This is a genomic window from Catellatospora coxensis, assembly GCF_016862635.1.
GTDB classification, from domain to species: Bacteria; Actinomycetota; Actinomycetes; order Mycobacteriales; family Micromonosporaceae; genus Catellatospora; species Catellatospora coxensis.
The window spans coordinates 1-15,885 of the sequence record NZ_BONI01000129.1; the positions used below are offsets into that span (position 1 = coordinate 1).

Here is a 15,885-nt window from a genome sequence, read left to right on the forward strand (position 1 = left end):
TGCGCCGTGGTGACGAGCGGAGCGAGGAGGCGCGGTGAGCGAGTCTTGCGAGCGAACCTGGTGGGCTGGGGTGCGCCGTGGTGACGAGCGGAGCGAGGAGGAACGGTGACCGTGCTGTTGGTGGCGCTCGGCGCGGCCGTGGGTGCGCCGCTGCGCTACCTGGTGGATCGGGCCGTGCAGGCGCGGCACGACGCCGTCTTCCCGTGGGGCACGCTGACCGTGAACGTGACCGGTTCACTGATCCTCGGCCTGCTGACCGGTGCCGCGCTGGCGGGAGCGGTGCCGGGCAGCGTGATGGCGCTGCTGGGCACCGGGCTGTGCGGGGCGTTGACGACCTACTCCACCTTCGGGTACGAGACGGTCAAGCTCGTCGAGACGGGCAGCTTCGGCCAGGCGTTCGCCAACGTCGCCGTCAGCGTCACCGCCGGCCTGGTCGCCGCCACCGTCGGGTACACCCTGACCGCCTGATCCCGCCCTTCGGCGCGCTCAGACCCGGCCTGCCGCCACCCCGCGCGGCCGGTTCGGCCAGACCGTCAGCTCCGACCAGGGTGATCATGAAGTTGTTCCGGCGACACGCCGTCGAGCCGTGCCATAGGTTCATGATCAACGGGAGGGGGTGGGCGGAGGGGGAGGGACCAGAGGGCCAGGGCGGCGGGGTAGAGGAGGTAGCCGAAGCGGGTGGCGGGCATCAGGATGATGGCCGTGAGAAGGCCGGTGGCGGTGATGAGGGCCGCGGCGCCGGCGTCGCGGGGTGGGCGGCGGAGGAGCCACAGGCCGACGGCCAGGGCGCCGAGCGCCAGCAGGGACAGGGCGACGAGCCGTCCGCCGGGGACGTGCTGGGCGATCAGGTAGCCGAGCAGGGGTGACGCGGCGGGACTGGTGACCAGGCCGTGGCCGGTCGGGAAGCGGATCACGTTCTCCACGAAGGCGGCCGGTTCCACCAGCAGGGCCGGGATCAGCGCGAGCAGCGGCAGCCCGGCCGCGCCCACCGCGTAGCGGAGGCCCGACCTGCGGACCAGGGCGTACGCGCCGAGCACCAGCACGACGGGCCAGGCCAGCAGTTTCATGGCCGCCGCCGCGCCGATCGCCACGCCCGCCCAGCCGAAGCGGTCCCGGGCGGCGAGCGCGAACGCCAGCAGGCACAGCGCCAGCACCGGCAGGTCGTCGCCGCCGGTGGCCAGGGTCAGCGCGCACAGCGGGAGTACGGTCGCGGCCTGCACGGCGCGCACCAGCAGCGTGTCGCGGGCCGCGCTGCCGTCGCGCAGCAGCCGTGCCGCCAGCGCCACGACGAGCACGGTGACCAGCGCGAACCAGATCCGGGCGTCGGTCCACCAGCTGTCGCCGAAGACCGCGCGGGGCAGCCCGAACACGGCCATACCCGGCTGGTACGGCGTGTAGCCGAGCAGCGGTTCGGGCAGCGCGGCGATGCCGTCCCGGCCGAGGTAGGGCGTGCCGGTGTCGAGCAGGCGCCGCGCCGACTCCTCGACGACCAGCACCTCCTCCTGCGCGCGCCCGTTCATCCCGCCCGCCCGCGCGGCGGCCTGCGCGACGAGCGGCACCAGCACCACCGAGACCCAGGCCCCAGCGGTCACCCACCCTCGTGAAACCACCCCGCGCCGATCCGCGCCAGCCAAGATCGCCGGACTTGCCTGGCACTCGTGCGTATCTTGGCCGCCCCTTCCCCCACCTGCCTGGCAAGTCGAGTGATCATGGGAGGGTGGGCCGGGACGGCGGCGGAGCAGCAGCTGGACGAGGACGGCGAGGGTCGCGGCGGCGTAGCCCCAGACGGCGAGCGCGCCCCAGGCGCGGTGGGAGGTGAGCGTGGAGCCGGTCGCGGTGGACCAGGCGAACAGCGCCGACAGGGCGTAGAGGCCCAGGTCGGCGGCGAGCCCGTCCGCGGCGCGGTCGACCGACCGCCAGATCCGGCCCGGCCGGCTGCCCGTCTCCGGGGCCGGACTCACGCCGGGACCCCCGGGTGCGCGGCTTGGACAGGGGGCACCGGGCCGGTGATCCGCTCGCTCATGCGGACGAGTGTTACACCCGCTCGCCGCCGTTCGCGCCGGTGGTGCCCGTGGCCCGGGAGATCCGGCCGGGCGCGCGCTTGGCGGGCATCCGCACCACGGCGGCGGGGTCGTGCAGCGGCGGTGCCAGCCGGACCGGGCCGTCGTCGGCGGTGATCAGCGCGAGGACCTCTTCGATCGGCATCGGCTTGGCGAACAGGTGGCCCTGCCCGGCGGTGCAGCCCAGGTCCCAGAGCATGTGCCGCTGGCTGTCGCGCTCGACGCCCTCGGCGACCACCAGCAGATCGAGGTGGCGGCCCAGCTCCAGGTGGGAGCGGACCACGGCGGCGGCGCTGGGCGTGTTCTCCATCTGCGTCACGAACGAGCGGTCGATCTTCAGTTCCTTGGCGGGCACCCGGGACAGCACCGAAAGCGAGGAGTATCCGGTGCCGAAGTCGTCCAGCGCGATCATGCAGCCCAGCTCGGCCAGCTCGGCCAGCACCTTGTCCACGATGTCCAGCTGGCTGACGGTGTGCGACTCGGTCAGCTCCAGCACCAGCGCGTCGCCGGGCAGGCCGTGGTCGTCCAGCCGGCGGGTCACCAGTGCGGGCAGCCGGCGGTCGAGCAGGCTGCGCGGGGAGATGTTCACCGCGACCGGCCACCGGCAGCCCAGCGCCCGCCAGCGTGCCGCCCCGGCCAGCGCCTGGTCGAGCACGGCGTCGGTGAACGCGGTGAGCAGGCCGGACCGCTCGATGGAGCCGAGGAAGCTGCGCGGGTCGACCATGCCCTTGTCCGGGTGCTGCCAGCGGGCCAGCGCCTCGGCGCTGATCGGCTCGCCGCTGGCCAGGTCGACGATGGGCTGGAACTGGAGGATGAACTCCTTCTGCGCCACCGCCCGGGGCAGCATGCCGCCGACGACGAGCCGGCCCCGGTCGGCGGTGTCGTTGTCGGGGGCGTACGCGGCCACCGAGCACCCGGTGCGCTTGGCCTGGTACATCGCAATGTCGGCTCGGCGCAGCAGTTCCACGAAACCGCCCTCGCACGGGCCGGTGGCCACCCCGGCGCTGGCCGACACGACCAGCGGCATGCCGTCGACGTCGACCGGCTCGTGCAGCGTGGAGAGCAGATGCTCGGCCTGGTAGAGGGCGAGCGCGGGGGCGGGCAGGTTGCGCAGCAGCACCGCGAACTCGTCCCCGCCGAGCCGGGTCACCAGTGCCTCGTCCCCGGCGGCGGCCGACAGCCGCTGCGCGACCGCGATCAGCACCTGGTCGCCGGCGCCGTGGCCGAGGGCGTCGTTGACGTCCTTGAAGTGGTTGAGATCGAGCACCAGCAGCGCGGTCACACCGCGCCCGCCGCGCTTGCGGTCGAGGGCGTCCTCGGTGTCCAGCTGCAGCCGCCGCCGGTTGGGCAACCCGGTGAGCAGGTCGTGGGTGGCGTCGTGCTGGTGCTGCCCGGCCATCTGCTCCAGCTGGGCGTACGAGGCCGCGTTGCGGATCGCCGTGCACAGCGCACCGGCGAACGCCCGCAGGGTGAACTGCTCCCGTTCGGACAGGGCGACCGGGACCTGGAAGCACAGCCGCAGCTCACCGACGCGCTCGCCGTCATTGTCGCCGATCAGCGCGACGACCGCGGTGGTCGCCTCGTCGACGGGGCGCTGGTCGGGCTCGCCGTGGTAGGTGATGGAGCTCTGGGTGCCGCGGACCGACTGCTGCGCGCCGTCGAGGCATACCTCGATCTCGACGCGGTCGGCGGAGAACAGCCGCGCGCCGTTGCGGACGGCGGTCTGTAGCACGGTCTCCATCTGCACGACGTTCATGGCGTCGGTCGCCTCGGCCAGTTGCTGCCAGGCCAGCCGCTCGGCGCGGGCGCGCAGCCGGCCGCGATAGGTCAGGTGAAGGCTGAACACGATCGCCGGGATGCCGATCAGCAGCTGCGGCTCCGCCGCGAGCACGGCGAGCGCTAGCACGGCCACGGCGAACCGCACGAACGCGGAGCCGAGGCGCAGGTCCAGGTCGGCGAGGAAGCGGTCACGCATGCTCGTGCCGGTCGCGAGCGCGATCACCGGGATGATCGCCATCTCGTCGGTGATCAGCGCGGCGAGGTAGGCCAGCGCCAGCGGGCCCAGGTGCTCCAGTGGCGGCTGAGTGGTGCCGCCGAGCAGGGCCAGGGTAACGGCGGCGACGGCGCAGTCGACGGTGCCCTTGGCGACACCGAAAACGAACTTGATCGGCGGCAGCTTGCGGGTGGACTTCTCGATGCCGACGCCGATGGCGGCGCAGAGCACCGCCCATTGCGGGGGCAGCAGCACCGCTGCGATCAGCAGCGCCGAGTCGGCCCAGGTGACGTCCAGGTTGTTGGACCCCACCCGCACCCGCACCGAGGTCAGTGAAGCGAAAGTGATCAGCGCGGTCAGCGCGACCGCCTGCAGGGCCGTGCCAGCGTCGATCCCGCTGCTCGTCGCGGTGCCGGCGGCGACGAGCACCACGGCACCGGCGATGAGCGCGACGATGCGAACGAGCAGCTTGAGCTGCCGATCGGCCTGCTGCGGAGCAGGGGTCTGGCTGGCCACGTCGGACCTCTTCCGTCAGAGACAGATGGTCGTGAGTGTGGACAGCCTAAGCGATTGTCAGTGCCAGTCGTAGGTGCGCATCTCCGGCTCCCTCCCGCTCGACCCCTGTGCTTGCCAACGTCTGATGCAGAGCGTAGTTTCTGCACGGTCGATTTCTAGTGGTGCATTCACATTTCAAATAACTATGGCGATTTATCACAGTTAGTGGTGAGTCGCCTACGCATTGTGTTCGCTTCCAGTGTTCGCCCAGGAAGCAACTAGGCTCATGTCGTGACAGAAGGAACAGCTCCCTCCTCACCTCAGCTGACTCATGTGGACTCCCGCGGGGAGGCCAGGATGGTCGACGTCGCAGGCAAGGAGATCACGCTGCGTGTCGCCGTTGCGGCGGGACGCGTCGTCACCACGCGTGACGTGCTCGATCTCCTGCGCGGGCGGGGCGTGCCGAAGGGCGACGCGCTCGGCGTGGCCCGGCTCGCCGGCATCATGGCCGCCAAGCGCACCCCTGACCTCATTCCGCTCTGCCATCCCATTGCCATCCACGGCGTCACCGTGGACCTCACCGTCACTGACGACGGTGTGGACATCCAGGCGACGGTCCGCACCGCTGACCGTACCGGTGTCGAGATGGAAGCTCTGACCAGCGTCGCAGCGGCAGGGCTGGCGCTCATCGACATGATCAAAGCGGTCGATCCCGCGGCGGCGATCGACGGCGTGCGGGTGCTGCGCAAGGAGGGCGGCAAGACCGGCCTCTGGGAGCGCGGAGCCATGCCCGCGGTTTCCCGCCCGGCCACCACGCCAAACATCGGCGCGCCGAAGGTCCGGGTCATCGTCGCCTCGACCAGGGCGGCGACCGGGGTGTACGAGGACCGGGGCGGCCCGCTGCTCGCGGACGGCCTGCGGGCCTTCGGCTGCGAGGTGGCCGACGTCGTGGTCGTGCCCGACGGCGAACCGGTGCGCCAGGCGCTGCGCGCGGCCCTGGCCGAGCGGCCCGACGCGATCGTCACCACGGGCGGCACCGGGATCAGCCCGACCGACCGCACCCCCGACATCACCCGCGAACTCGTCGACTACGAGGTCCCCGGCATCGCCGACGCGGTCCGCGGCAGCGGCGCGACCCCGCTCGCGGCGCTCTCCCGCGGCGTCACCGGCGTGGCCGGGCGGACCCTGGTGGTCAACCTGCCCGGCTCCACCGGCGGCGTGCGCGACGGGCTCGCCGTGCTGGCGCAGGTGCTGCCACACGCCGTGGAACAGCTCCGCGGCGCGGACCATCCGGCCTCAGCCGGCACCGGTACACAGGTCTAGGGTCAAAGCATGACCGCTCCTGAGGACTGGGTGTCGGCGCGACGGGGTGTACACGCCGCGGGCTGGCGGGCGCAGCTCGCCCCGGTCACCGTGCCGCTGGCCGAGGCCGACGGGCTGACCCTGGCCACCGCCCTGGCGCCGCGCAGCGACCTGCCGGCGTTCCCCACGTCGAGCGTCGACGGCTGGGCGCTGCGCGGGCGCGGCCCGTGGCGGATCACCGGCCGGGTGCTTGCCGGCAACGTGCCCGAGCCGCTGTCCGGCGACGGGGTCGCGGTCGAGATCGCCACCGGGGCCATGGTGCCACAGGGCACCGAGGCCATCCTGCGCGTCGAGCACTCCACACGCAGCGGCGATCTGGTCGACGGGACGCCGAAGACCGAGCGGGAATGGCGGATGCCGGGCGAGGAGGCCCGCGCCGGCGAGCCGCTGCTGCCCGCGGGCACGCCGGTCACCCCGGCGGTGATCGGCCTGGCGGCGTCCTGCGGCCACGACATGCTCCCGGTGCGCCCGGCTCCCCGGGCCGCCATGCTGGTCTTCGGCGACGAGCTGCTCACCTCCGGCCCGCCCGCCGACGGCCGCATCCGCGACGCGCTGGGCCCGGCCGTGCCGGCCTACCTGCGCCGGCTGGGCGTGGCCTGCGAGCCCGCCGCCGCGCCGATCAAGGACACGCTCGACGCGCACGTCGAGGCGCTGCGGGCGGCCCTGGAGAGCGGCGTCGACCTGGTCTGCACCACCGGCGGCACCATGCACGGACCGGTGGACCACCTGCATCCGGCGCTGGCCGAGCTGGGCGCGTCGTACGTGGTGAACACGGTGGCGGTGCGCCCCGGTTTCCCGATGCTGATCGCGGCGGTGCCGCACGGCGGGCGGACCCGGTTCGTCGCCGGGCTGCCCGGCAACCCGCAGTCGGCCGTGGTCGCGCTGGTGTCGCTGGTGGTTCCGCTGCTGGCCGGGCTGGCCGGCCGGCCCGAGCCGGCGCTGCCGCAGGTCACCCTCGGCGAGCCGGTGCCGGGCCGGGGCGACTACACCCATCTGGCGCTGGTACGGATCGACCCGGTCGACGGGCTCGCCCGGCCGGTGTCCCACGTGGGCTCGGCGATGCTGCGCGGCCTGGCCGGCGCGCAGGGCTTCGCCGTGATCCCGCCCGGCGCCACCGGTCGCGCCGGTGACACCGTCGAACTGGTGGAGGTCCCGTGAACCGGGTCGTGCTCGCCGCGCTGACCACCGAGCCGCTGGACGTGGCGGAGCACGAGGCCGCCGTGGCGGACCCCCGGGCGGGGGCGGTGGTCAGCTTCGCGGGTGTGGTCCGCGACCACGACCACGGCCGGTCCGTGGCGACGCTCACCTACGAGTCGCACCCGAGCGCGGCCGAGGTGCTGCGCGAGGTCGCCCAGGAGCTCGCCGACGACCCCGACGTGTACGCCGTGGCGGTGTCCCACCGGTACGGCCCGCTGAAGATCGGTGACGTCGCGCTCGCCTGCGCGGTCTCCACCGCGCACCGCGCCGCGGCCTTCACCGCCTGCGCGCGCCTGGTGGACCTGGTCAAGCAGCGCCTGCCCATCTGGAAGCACCAGACCTTCACCGACGGCACCGACGAGTGGGTCAACTGCCCCTGACGCCGCGTGGTGCGGGCCGAGTGGGCGCGAAAACAGGGAAACTGCCGCCTCCGTGATGCTGGAGGCGGCAGTTTCCGTGTGACTGCGTCAGCGCTCGGACGGCGCGCCCGCGGTGGCCGGCTCCTTGCGGGTCGGGACGGGGGCCGGGCGGGTGGCGGGTACGCGCGGGCCGGTGTTGCCGCCGAACGCCGGCTCGGCGCCGGGCCGCGACGGCAGGGCCGCGACCAGCACGATCAGCGCGATGGCGAGCGAGTTCTCGGCCAGCATGCCGAACAGGCCGTCGGCGTAGTGCGAGACGCCCGGGAGCTGGTGCTCGTACGGCCAGATGGGCGAGATCAGGAACAGCAGGTAGAGCGCGATCGCCGCGCCCGCGTGCCGTGCGCCGACCAGCGCCGGGAACCAGATCGGCTCCCGCAGCCCCGGCGTGGACCGCCCGCGTGCCGCCAGTCCCCGGCTGGCCGCGCGGCGGCGCAGCGCCTGGTCGGCGAGCGCGACGACGGCCGGCACGACCCAGACCAGGTGGTGCGTCCAGGAGATCGGGCTGACCACGTTGGCGGTCAGGCCGACCAGGGTGAACGCGATCAGCTCGTCGCCCTCGGCGTGCGCCGCGGCGGCGCGGGTCAACCCGACGGCCAGCAGCACCAGCGCGAACGCGATCCAGAGCACGCTGGGCGCGGTCGCGGTGTCGTACAGCCGTGACAGCAGCCCGGCCAGGGACTGGTTCGGGGTCATGTCCGCGACGCCGACCCGCTCGGTCTGGAAGATCACGTGTCCCCAGTACAGGGCGGACTCGTGCGGGACGATCACCCAGGCGGCGGCGGTGGCGGCCAGGCCCGACAGGGTGGCCGTGAGCGCGGCCCGCCACTGCTTGCTGACCAGGAAGTAGACGATGAACAGCGCGGGCGTCAGCTTGATCGCCATGGCGATGCCGACACCGGCGCCGGCCCACCGCCAGCCCTTGCGCAGCGCCACCAGGTCCGCCATGATCAGCGCGAACAGCAGCAGGTTCACCTGGCCGAAGCCGAGCGTCTCGCGCACCGGCTCGATCGCGGCGAACAGCGGCAGCGCGACGGCGACGGTCAGCCAGCGCGGCCAGCCGCACCGGTCGGCGACGGGGATCAGCAGCGCGGCGAGCACGACTCCCAGCGCGACCAGACCGAAGACCATGTTGAACAGTCCCGCGGCGGCGGGCGTCAGCGCCGCCATGGGCAGCATCAGCAGCGCCGCGAACGGCGGGTAGGTGAACCCGAGGGTCGTGTCAGGTGCGATGAACTCGTACAGCTCTCCGCCGCCGCTCCACCACACCACCGCGCCGTGATAGATCTTCATGTCGAAGAAGTCGTACCACCGTCCGAAGTTCTGCTCCGTCACCCAGGCGGCGTAGCAGATGGCGGCGACGATGCCGACCCGGACGAGCGTGCGACGATCCCACTGGGGGGATCTCCAGTCACGGATGATTCGGGGGGTCCTGGTGAGGCGGGGCAGACTGCGCACGCCGCGTGCCGGCATGGCGTCGCCACCTCCTTTTAGGGGTCGGGTCTCGGTAGCCCGTTCGTGTCTGCTGAGCAGCCTAGAACGGCGCACCACTCCAGTACCTCCCGTGTTACCCGACCGTGTCCGATCCCACACGACTTTGCGACATTTCTAGCTGGTTAACGCAGCCTGCGAAGATAAGGTGATTGGCGTCACACTGGTACCTCTGGCTGCGAAAACGCACGCTCTGTATGTCGCAACGGCACGGACCGGAACGAAGAAACGCCGATGTCCGGGCGGCTCACCCGGCGTCTACCCGGGATCAGCCGAGATGTAACTGCGTCGACGCCTTCTGCAGCGACTTCTTCGCCGACTTCTGCGCCTCGTGCACGGCCTTGCGGCCCCGCCAGCCCAGGCTGGGCGAACCGGCGGTGTCCACGGCGGCCAGCAGCAGCCCGGCCAGCAGTCCGAGATTCTTCGCGAAATGCACCATCTCGTCGTTGCGCTTCTCGGGGTTCTCGATGCGCCAGAACGGGTGGCCCACCAGCGTGGCGGGGATGAGCGTGCCCGCCAGCAGGGCCGCGGCGGGGCGGGGTGCGGTGCCGGTGGCCAGCATCGCCCCGGCGACCACCTGGACGCCGGCGTTCATCCGGACCAGCGATCTGGTCTCGGTGGGCAGCCGCGGGTCGACGGCCTCCAGCAGCGGCACGACCTGCTCGGCGAGGGGCTCCGCCTTGACGGCGTACCGGTCGGGTTTCAGCAGCGCCTGCGCGCCGGCCGCGATGAACAGCCCGCCGAGCAGCGCCCGAGCGACCCCTCGTACTGGTCTCATACCGCCATTATCAAGGACGTTCGCCCATGCACAGGACGAAATCCAAACCCTCCAGCTCACTGTCGAAGAAGTAGTGGTAGCGGTAGTCCTTCACGTCGGCGCACGCGCCGGTGTCGCTGGTCGCGTCGAACCGCGCCAGCACCTCCAGCGCGCCCGGCGCGCATTCGGTCAGCACCAGCTCAGGGTCCTGCTCGGTGCCCTGGTTGGCCACGCAGTCACCCGGTTGGGCGAATCGCGCGGTGCGCGGCGGGCCGGACGGCGTCGCGGTGGCGACGGGGATCGGCGGGGCGTCGGGGCCCAGCGGGTTCGGAACGATCTTGAGCGCGACGAGCACGCCTACGAAGATCACCAAGGACGCTGTCAGCAGCGCGATGCCGATGATCGCTGGGCCTCGGCCGCCCATGCGCGGCCGGGGTGGGGCCTGCACGATCGGCAGCAGCTCGGTCGGCTGCGCCAGGGGCTCGGGCGGGTATCGGTCGGGGGTGTGCAAAGCATGGCTCCGCGGGGACGAGATCGGGGTGCGTGCCAAGGTACCGTGCGCGACATGCCCCTCGATTCCTCCGTCACGATGTTGTCATTGGCCGCGGGTGCATTCTTCGGCGCGGTGACGCCACGGATGGCATACCGGTTGTCGGTGGCCTGGGGCGAGCCGGCGCTGCCGGGCTGCGCGGGATGCGGGCGGGCGTTCGCCGCCGGGCCGGCCGGCTGGTGGCGGTTCGCGGCCCGGTGCGCGGCCTGCGGGGTGCGCCAGGGGCCGAGTCCGTGGTGGACCGTGCCGGTCGGGGCGCTGGCGGCGGGGGCGATCGCGGCGAGCCTCGCGGGTCGGGGCTGGGTGCTGGCCGCCGGGCTCCTGCTGAGCGTCGCCGGGGTGCTGCTGGTGGCGATCGACCTGGCGGTGCAGCGGCTGCCCGACCCCATCGTGTGGCGGCTGGCGGTGGCCGTCGCGGTGCTGCTGGCGGTCGCGGCCGCGACCGGCGGCGGCTGGCCGGCGTACGGCCGCGCGCTGGCCGGCGGCGCGGCGCTGCTGGGCGCGTTCGGCCTGCTGGCACTGCTGACCGGCGGCCAGATCGGGCTCGGCGACGCGAAGGTCGCGGGGGTGGCGGGCCTGCTGCTCGGCTGGCTCGGCTGGGGCGCGGTGCTGTTCGGCGGCCTGCTGGCCCTGCTGCTGAACGGGGTCGTCGCCGTCGTGCTGCTGGCCCTGCGGCGGGTGACCTGGCGCGGCTCGCTGCCCATGGGCCCCGCCCTGCTGGGCGGCGTCCTGCTGGCCGTGGTCGCGGCCGGTGGGCTGGCGCAGGTGTCCTGAGCAGGCCGAAGTCTCACCCGAACGAGCGAATCGCCCGCTGGTTGTCGGCAACCTGACTGTGTTGTCCGGCTTGCCGGACGGCTGTCCGGTGTTCCTGCCACGACGGTGCCGAGCACGGTCCGTTTTGCTCCTTCTAGAGGTGCTATGGCATGGGCCGATCATGTGACCCGTGTCACGGTCGGGTCGTCGCTGCTCGGCGGATGCCGATCTCACGATCACGTTGAGTGTTCAACTGATCGCCATCGGCGGGTGCCTCGATCGCGGCGTGGCGCTGACGTGACATAGGAGTGACGGGCTGTAGCTCACTGGGCAGGCTTCCCAGCAGTCGGCCGCTCGGCCGGCAGCTGACGTGGACCGGCCGCCTGGCGCGGATCGGCCGTTGCTGGGGGTGCACTCGCACATGCTCAAGCTCATCACCAAGACCCAGGCCGCCTGGGCGAACCGTGACCGTGGCGCCACCGCCGTCGAGTACGGACTGATCGTGGCCCTGATCGCCGCCATCATCGTCGGCATCGTCACGACTCTCGGCACCGACATCCGGACCGCCTTCACGACCGTCGTCAACGCCATCTAGGTCCGCGCCGTGGCAGGGCCGGCGCGACGCGGGCCCTGCCACCACGCCCTGGGAGAGGTGCGAGGCAGCCATGACAAGGCGCGACCGAGGCGCGGCGGCGGTGGAGATGGCTCTCATGCTGCCCCTGCTGCTGCTGCTCGTGTTCGGCATCATCGACTTCGGCCGGATGCTGAACACCCAGATCAGGCTCACCGAGGCGGCCCGGGAAGGCGCGCGGGCGGTCACCATCACGAACTCCAACGCCGCCGCGGCCCCGCGGGTCACCGCGGTGCTCGGGTCCACCCCGGTCTCGGTCGGCATCACGAACCCGTGCGGCAGCGCCGGCTCCACCGCCGACGCCCGCGTCCGGGTGGAACACGCGTTCACCTTCGTCACCCCGATCTCCGGCCTGGCGGCGCTGTTCGGCGGCACGGGTTACGGAACGGTGCGGCTGGACGCGACGGGAGTCATGCCATGCCGCTCCTGAACCGGCGTGACCGGGGCGCCGCCACCACGATCGTCACCATCCTGCTGGCCGGCGGCGTGCTGCTCGGCATGACCGCGCTGGTCGTGGACGTCGGGCGGCTCTACGTCGAGCGCGAGGACCTGCAGTCCGGCGCGGACGCCGCGGCCATGGCGGTCGCCCTCGACTGCGCCCGCCGCAACGACCCGGCCCGCGACGCCGAATGCCGCGCCGCGGCCGGCACCACGTCGACGTACGCGAACAGCAACGCCGCCGACGGGGTCAGCAGCTACCGCTACGTCTGCGGCTCGGACTCCCGCCTGCCCACCTGCACCGGCGCCGGGCAGGGCAACCTGACCGACTGCCTGGGCGAGCGCCCCACGGACGTCTCCTGGGCGGAGGTGCGCACCCGCACCGAGGTGCCCGGCGGCAGCCTCATCCTGCCGCCGGTGTTCGCCCAGTCGCTGGCCGGCGGATACAACGGCACCACCGTCGAGGCGTGCGCCCGGGTGGGCTGGGGCCCGCCCGCAGGCGGCTTCGCGCTGACCTTCTCGCTGTGCGAGTACCAGGACGCCGTCGGCGCGGGCGACTTCGTCACCGGGGTGCCCACGGCCGGTGACGAGCGGGTGCTGCACGTGCACGGCCATCCGGACGCCAACCCGTGCAACTCCGGCCCGTCCGGGTCCAACCTGCCCGGCGGGTTCGGCTGGACGGATCACAACTCGTCCTGCCTGACCACGATCACCGGCGGCACGTACGGGTCGGACCCGGGCAACGGCACGCCCAACGACTGCAAGGACGACCTCACCACGCTGATCGACGAGCGCCGCCCGGTCGGCATCCCGATCTTCGAGTACGTCACGAACAACGGCAACAACGGCGTCTACACCCTCCGCGGGTTCGCCGCCTTCGTGGTCACCGGCTACCGGCTGTCCGGCATGAGCCCGCGCGACCGCGAGTCCTGGCTCAGCGGCGGCACCCCGTGCAACGGCAACGACGACTGCGTCTACGGCTACTTCACGAACGCGGTCGTCGAGTGGACCGGCTCGTTCGGCACCTCGTCCAGTCTCGGCGCGACGGTCGTCAAGACCATCGGCTGACCCCGTACCCCTAAGGAAGTTTCATGACCCGGCGCATTCTCGGCGTGGTGCTCGCGATCGTCCTGGCGGTGCTCGGCACCGCGGCGGTGCTCCTCTACGTCAGCAAGGCCCGCGACTCGGTGGCCGCGGGGCAGAAGGCGGTGACCGTCGTCGTGGCGGCGCAGCGCATCCCGGCCGGCACCAGCGGCGCGTCGGTGAAGGCGCGCGGGCTGACCGAGGAGGTCGTGATGCCCGCCGGCGCGCTGCCGCCGGACGCGCTCACCGCGCTGCCCGGCGAGCTGGACGAGCTGGTGCTGACGCACGACGTGCAGCCGCGCCAGCTGCTGCTCAAGGGCATGTTCGGGGCCGCGACGAAGCTGTCGGGCGGCGTCGCGGTGCCCGAGAAGATGATGGCGGTCAGCCTCAAGATGGCGGTCGAGGAGGAGGTCGGCGGGTTCGTCCGGCCGGGCTCGCAGATCGCGGTGTTCGCCACGTACACGCTGGTCGACGAGGCGTACAAGAAGATCACCGGGGAGAACAACAAGGGCACCAAGCTGCTGCTGCCCCGGGTCGAGGTGCTGGCCGTCGGCGCGTACGGCGAGGACGGGGTGACCTCGGCCCAGCGTGAAGAGGTCGCGGTGACCGAGGACGGCAAGGTGACCCTGCTGGTCACCGTCGCGGTCACCCAGGAGCAGGCGGAGCAGCTGGTGCACTCGGTGCGCATCGCCCAGATCTACCTCGCCCTGCTGACGGACACCTCGGAGACCCGGGTCAAGCCCGGCGTCGCGGTGGACAACCGCACCGTGGGCCGCTGAGGACGATCTGATGACGATCATCTACGAGTTCGATCCGCGCTTCGCCCATCACCTGGCCACGCTGCTGGGCGACGCGGTGGTGGTGGATTCGGCGCCGCAGCTGGTCGAGCAGGTGAACACCGACCGGGACGAGCACCTGGTGCTGTTCGGGCCGAGCGTGCCGCTGGCCGACGCGGTGGCGTTCGCCGGGCAGTGCCGGCTGCGCCGCCCGGAACTCGGGGTCGTTCTGCTCCGCCCGGAACTCGGGGTCGACGTGCTGGCCGATGCGCTGAAAGCAGGTATACGCGAAGTGGTCGATCCGTCGAATCACGCGGCCGTGCTGGCCGCCAGCGCCCGCTCCCGCGACCTGTCGCGGCAGCTGGCCGGGGCCAATCGAGCCAGCGGACGGGCCGCGGTGCCCGGTTCGCCCCCGCGGCCGCAGCCGGGTGGGCCGGAGGAGCCGACCGACGGCCAGGTGATCACGGTGTTCGCGGCCAAGGGCGGGTGCGGCAAGAGCACGATCGCGACCAACCTGGCCGTCACGCTGGCCCAGGGCGTCAAGGCGACCGGCCCCCGCCGGGTCTGCCTGCTCGACCTGGACCTCGCGTTCGGCGACGTCGCCATCATGATGCAGCTGTCGCCGCAGCGGACCATCGCCGACGCCATCCCGGTCGCGGACCGGATCGACGAGACCGGGCTGCGCACGATGCTGACCCGGTACGAGTCCGGCGGCGCGGCGGTGGACGTGCTGCTGGCCCCGGTCCAGCCGGCCGTCGCCGAGGAGATCACCCGTGACCTCGTCACCGAGGTCGTGCACCTGGCCCGGTCGATGTACGACTTCGTGGTCATCGACACCGCCAGCGCCTTCACCGAGCAGATGCTGGCGGCGCTGGACGCCACCCACCAGTACGTGCTGGTCGGCACGCCGGAGCTGCCCTCGCTGAAGAACCTGCGGGTCACCCTCGACATGTTCGACCTGCTCGACTACCGGCGCGAGGCCCGGACCGTGGTGCTGAACCGGGCCGACTCCAAGGTCGGCATCACCATGACCGAGGTCGAGAAGGTGATCCGGGTTCCCATCAGCGGGTTCATCCCGAGCAGCCGGGACGTGCCGGTGTCGGCCAACCGCGGCGTGCCGCTGGCCGCCGGACAGCCGCAGCACCCGGTCAGCAGCGCGATCCGGGAGCTGGCGGTCAAGCGGTTCCTGGGCGCGCCCGCACCCGCCAAGCGCGGCATGTTCACCCGGAAGAAGGGCTGATCCCGATGTCCCTGCAGGACCGACTCGGCGTGCGCAGCACACCCGCTCCCACGCCCGGCGTGCTCAGCGAGCGCATCGGCAGCGTCAACGAGGCCTCCGGCGCGGTCGGCGGCCATGCCGTGCCCGTGTCGTCGGTGCCGGTCAGCGCGGTGCAGTTCGGCCGGCGCAACACCCGCCGGGCGTACGACCCGCTGGCGGCCGTACGCAAACGCGCCCACCAGGCACTGCTGGAGCTGCTCGGCCCCCAGCTCTACGACACCGTCGCCGACGACGCCGAACTGGAGCGCCGGGTCCGCGAGGCGCTGCCCGAGGTGCTGGCCCGCGAGGAGGCCCACCTCACCGCGGGCGACCGCGCCACGGCGTACCGGCAGATCCTCGACGAGATCCTGGGCCACGGCCCGATCGAGCCGCTGCTGCGCGACCCGGAGATCACCGAGATCATGGTGAACGCCTGGGACCGCATCTTCGTCGAGCGCTTCGGGCACATCCACGCGGTCGACGCCGCGTTCATGGATGAGACCCACCTGCGCCGGGTGATCGACAAGATCGTGTCGCGGATCGGCCGCCGCGTCGACGAGTCCTCGCCGATGGTCGACGCCCGGCTGCCCGACGGCAGCCGGGTCAACGCGGTGGTGCCGCCGAT

The 15,885-nt window shown here is 72.5% G+C and carries 16 protein-coding genes; 11 read left to right on the forward strand and 5 right to left on the reverse strand.

Going from position 1 to position 15,885, the window contains the following annotated elements; genetic code table 11:
- The first annotated feature begins 105 nt into the window (after positions 1-105).
- A complete protein-coding gene (gene crcB / locus Cco03nite_RS40090) occupies positions 106-468 on the forward strand; it encodes a fluoride efflux transporter CrcB (protein WP_203699283.1) in 363 nt (120 codons plus the stop codon).
- Between the two features lie 65 nt (positions 469-533).
- On the opposite strand, the gene Cco03nite_RS40095 is transcribed toward crcB, so the two are convergent.
- On the reverse strand, positions 534-1,961 hold the full coding sequence (locus tag Cco03nite_RS40095; RefSeq protein ID WP_239168049.1) for a glycosyltransferase 87 family protein: 1,428 nt from the start codon (positions 1,959-1,961) through the stop codon (positions 534-536).
- 73 nt (positions 1,962-2,034) lie between these two features.
- Positions 2,035-4,569 carry a putative bifunctional diguanylate cyclase/phosphodiesterase gene (locus Cco03nite_RS43045; RefSeq protein ID WP_203699284.1) on the reverse strand — a complete coding sequence of 845 codons (2,535 nt, stop codon included), beginning with the start codon at positions 4,567-4,569 and terminating at the stop codon, positions 2,035-2,037.
- Between the two features lie 303 nt (positions 4,570-4,872).
- Here Cco03nite_RS43045 and moaCB point away from each other — a divergent pair, with 303 nt between their 5' ends.
- From moaCB to Cco03nite_RS40115, 3 genes are read left to right on the forward strand one after another with little or no spacing between them, the layout of a single operon-like run.
- Positions 4,873-5,871 carry a bifunctional molybdenum cofactor biosynthesis protein MoaC/MoaB gene (moaCB, locus tag Cco03nite_RS40105; protein ID WP_275412116.1) on the forward strand — a complete coding sequence of 333 codons (999 nt, stop codon included), beginning with the start codon at positions 4,873-4,875 and terminating at the stop codon, positions 5,869-5,871.
- Between the two features lie 9 nt (positions 5,872-5,880).
- Positions 5,881-7,068, forward strand: coding sequence for a molybdopterin molybdotransferase MoeA (locus Cco03nite_RS40110; protein ID WP_203699286.1), 1,188 nt, complete (start codon positions 5,881-5,883; stop codon positions 7,066-7,068).
- Entirely contained in the window at positions 7,065-7,487 is a 423-nt protein-coding gene (locus tag Cco03nite_RS40115; RefSeq protein ID WP_203699287.1) for a molybdenum cofactor biosynthesis protein MoaE, read from the forward strand. Before Cco03nite_RS40110 ends, Cco03nite_RS40115 begins: the two co-directional genes overlap by 4 nt.
- An 87-nt stretch (positions 7,488-7,574) precedes the next feature.
- On the opposite strand, the gene Cco03nite_RS40120 is transcribed toward Cco03nite_RS40115, so the two are convergent.
- The 3 genes from Cco03nite_RS40120 to Cco03nite_RS40130 all read right to left on the reverse strand — a co-directional run bounded on the left by Cco03nite_RS40120 (position 7,575) and on the right by Cco03nite_RS40130 (position 10,282).
- Entirely contained in the window at positions 7,575-8,996 is a 1,422-nt protein-coding gene (locus Cco03nite_RS40120; protein ID WP_203699288.1) for a glycosyltransferase 87 family protein, read from the reverse strand.
- A 286-nt stretch (positions 8,997-9,282) separates the two neighbouring features.
- The gene (locus Cco03nite_RS40125; protein WP_203699289.1) at positions 9,283-9,792 is read right to left on the reverse strand and encodes a DoxX family membrane protein; all 510 of its coding nucleotides are present in this window, start codon (positions 9,790-9,792) and stop codon (positions 9,283-9,285) included.
- 10 nt (positions 9,793-9,802) lie between these two features.
- Complete coding sequence (locus tag Cco03nite_RS40130) at positions 9,803-10,282, reverse strand: LppU/SCO3897 family protein (protein WP_203699290.1); 480 nt, start codon at positions 10,280-10,282, stop codon at positions 9,803-9,805.
- 54 nt (positions 10,283-10,336) lie between these two features.
- Here Cco03nite_RS40130 and Cco03nite_RS40135 point away from each other — a divergent pair, with 54 nt between their 5' ends.
- From Cco03nite_RS40135 to Cco03nite_RS40165, 7 genes are all read left to right on the forward strand, one after another.
- Entirely contained in the window at positions 10,337-11,095 is a 759-nt protein-coding gene (locus Cco03nite_RS40135) for a prepilin peptidase (RefSeq protein ID WP_203699291.1), read from the forward strand.
- A gap of 400 nt (positions 11,096-11,495) precedes the next feature.
- Entirely contained in the window at positions 11,496-11,669 is a 174-nt protein-coding gene (locus Cco03nite_RS40140) for a Flp family type IVb pilin (RefSeq protein WP_203699292.1), read from the forward strand.
- Positions 11,670-11,739: 70 nt separating this feature from the next.
- Positions 11,740-12,135 (forward strand): TadE/TadG family type IV pilus assembly protein, encoded by a 396-nt coding sequence (locus Cco03nite_RS40145; protein WP_203699293.1) that lies wholly within the window; start codon positions 11,740-11,742, stop codon positions 12,133-12,135.
- Positions 12,123-13,211: a pilus assembly protein TadG-related protein gene (locus tag Cco03nite_RS40150; RefSeq protein ID WP_203699294.1), complete on the forward strand. Its 1,089-nt coding sequence runs from the start codon at positions 12,123-12,125 to the stop codon at positions 13,209-13,211. The genes Cco03nite_RS40145 and Cco03nite_RS40150 overlap by 13 nt, the downstream gene beginning before the upstream one ends.
- A gap of 23 nt (positions 13,212-13,234) precedes the next feature.
- The gene (cpaB, locus tag Cco03nite_RS40155) at positions 13,235-14,005 is read left to right on the forward strand and encodes a Flp pilus assembly protein CpaB (RefSeq protein ID WP_203699295.1); all 771 of its coding nucleotides are present in this window, start codon (positions 13,235-13,237) and stop codon (positions 14,003-14,005) included.
- 10 nt (positions 14,006-14,015) lie between these two features.
- On the forward strand, positions 14,016-15,242 hold the full coding sequence (locus Cco03nite_RS40160) for a CpaE/TadZ family protein (RefSeq protein ID WP_203699296.1): 1,227 nt from the start codon (positions 14,016-14,018) through the stop codon (positions 15,240-15,242).
- A 5-nt stretch (positions 15,243-15,247) separates the two neighbouring features.
- A partial coding sequence (locus Cco03nite_RS40165; RefSeq protein ID WP_203699297.1) for an ATPase, T2SS/T4P/T4SS family occupies positions 15,248-15,885 on the forward strand: 638 nt, incomplete at its 3' end.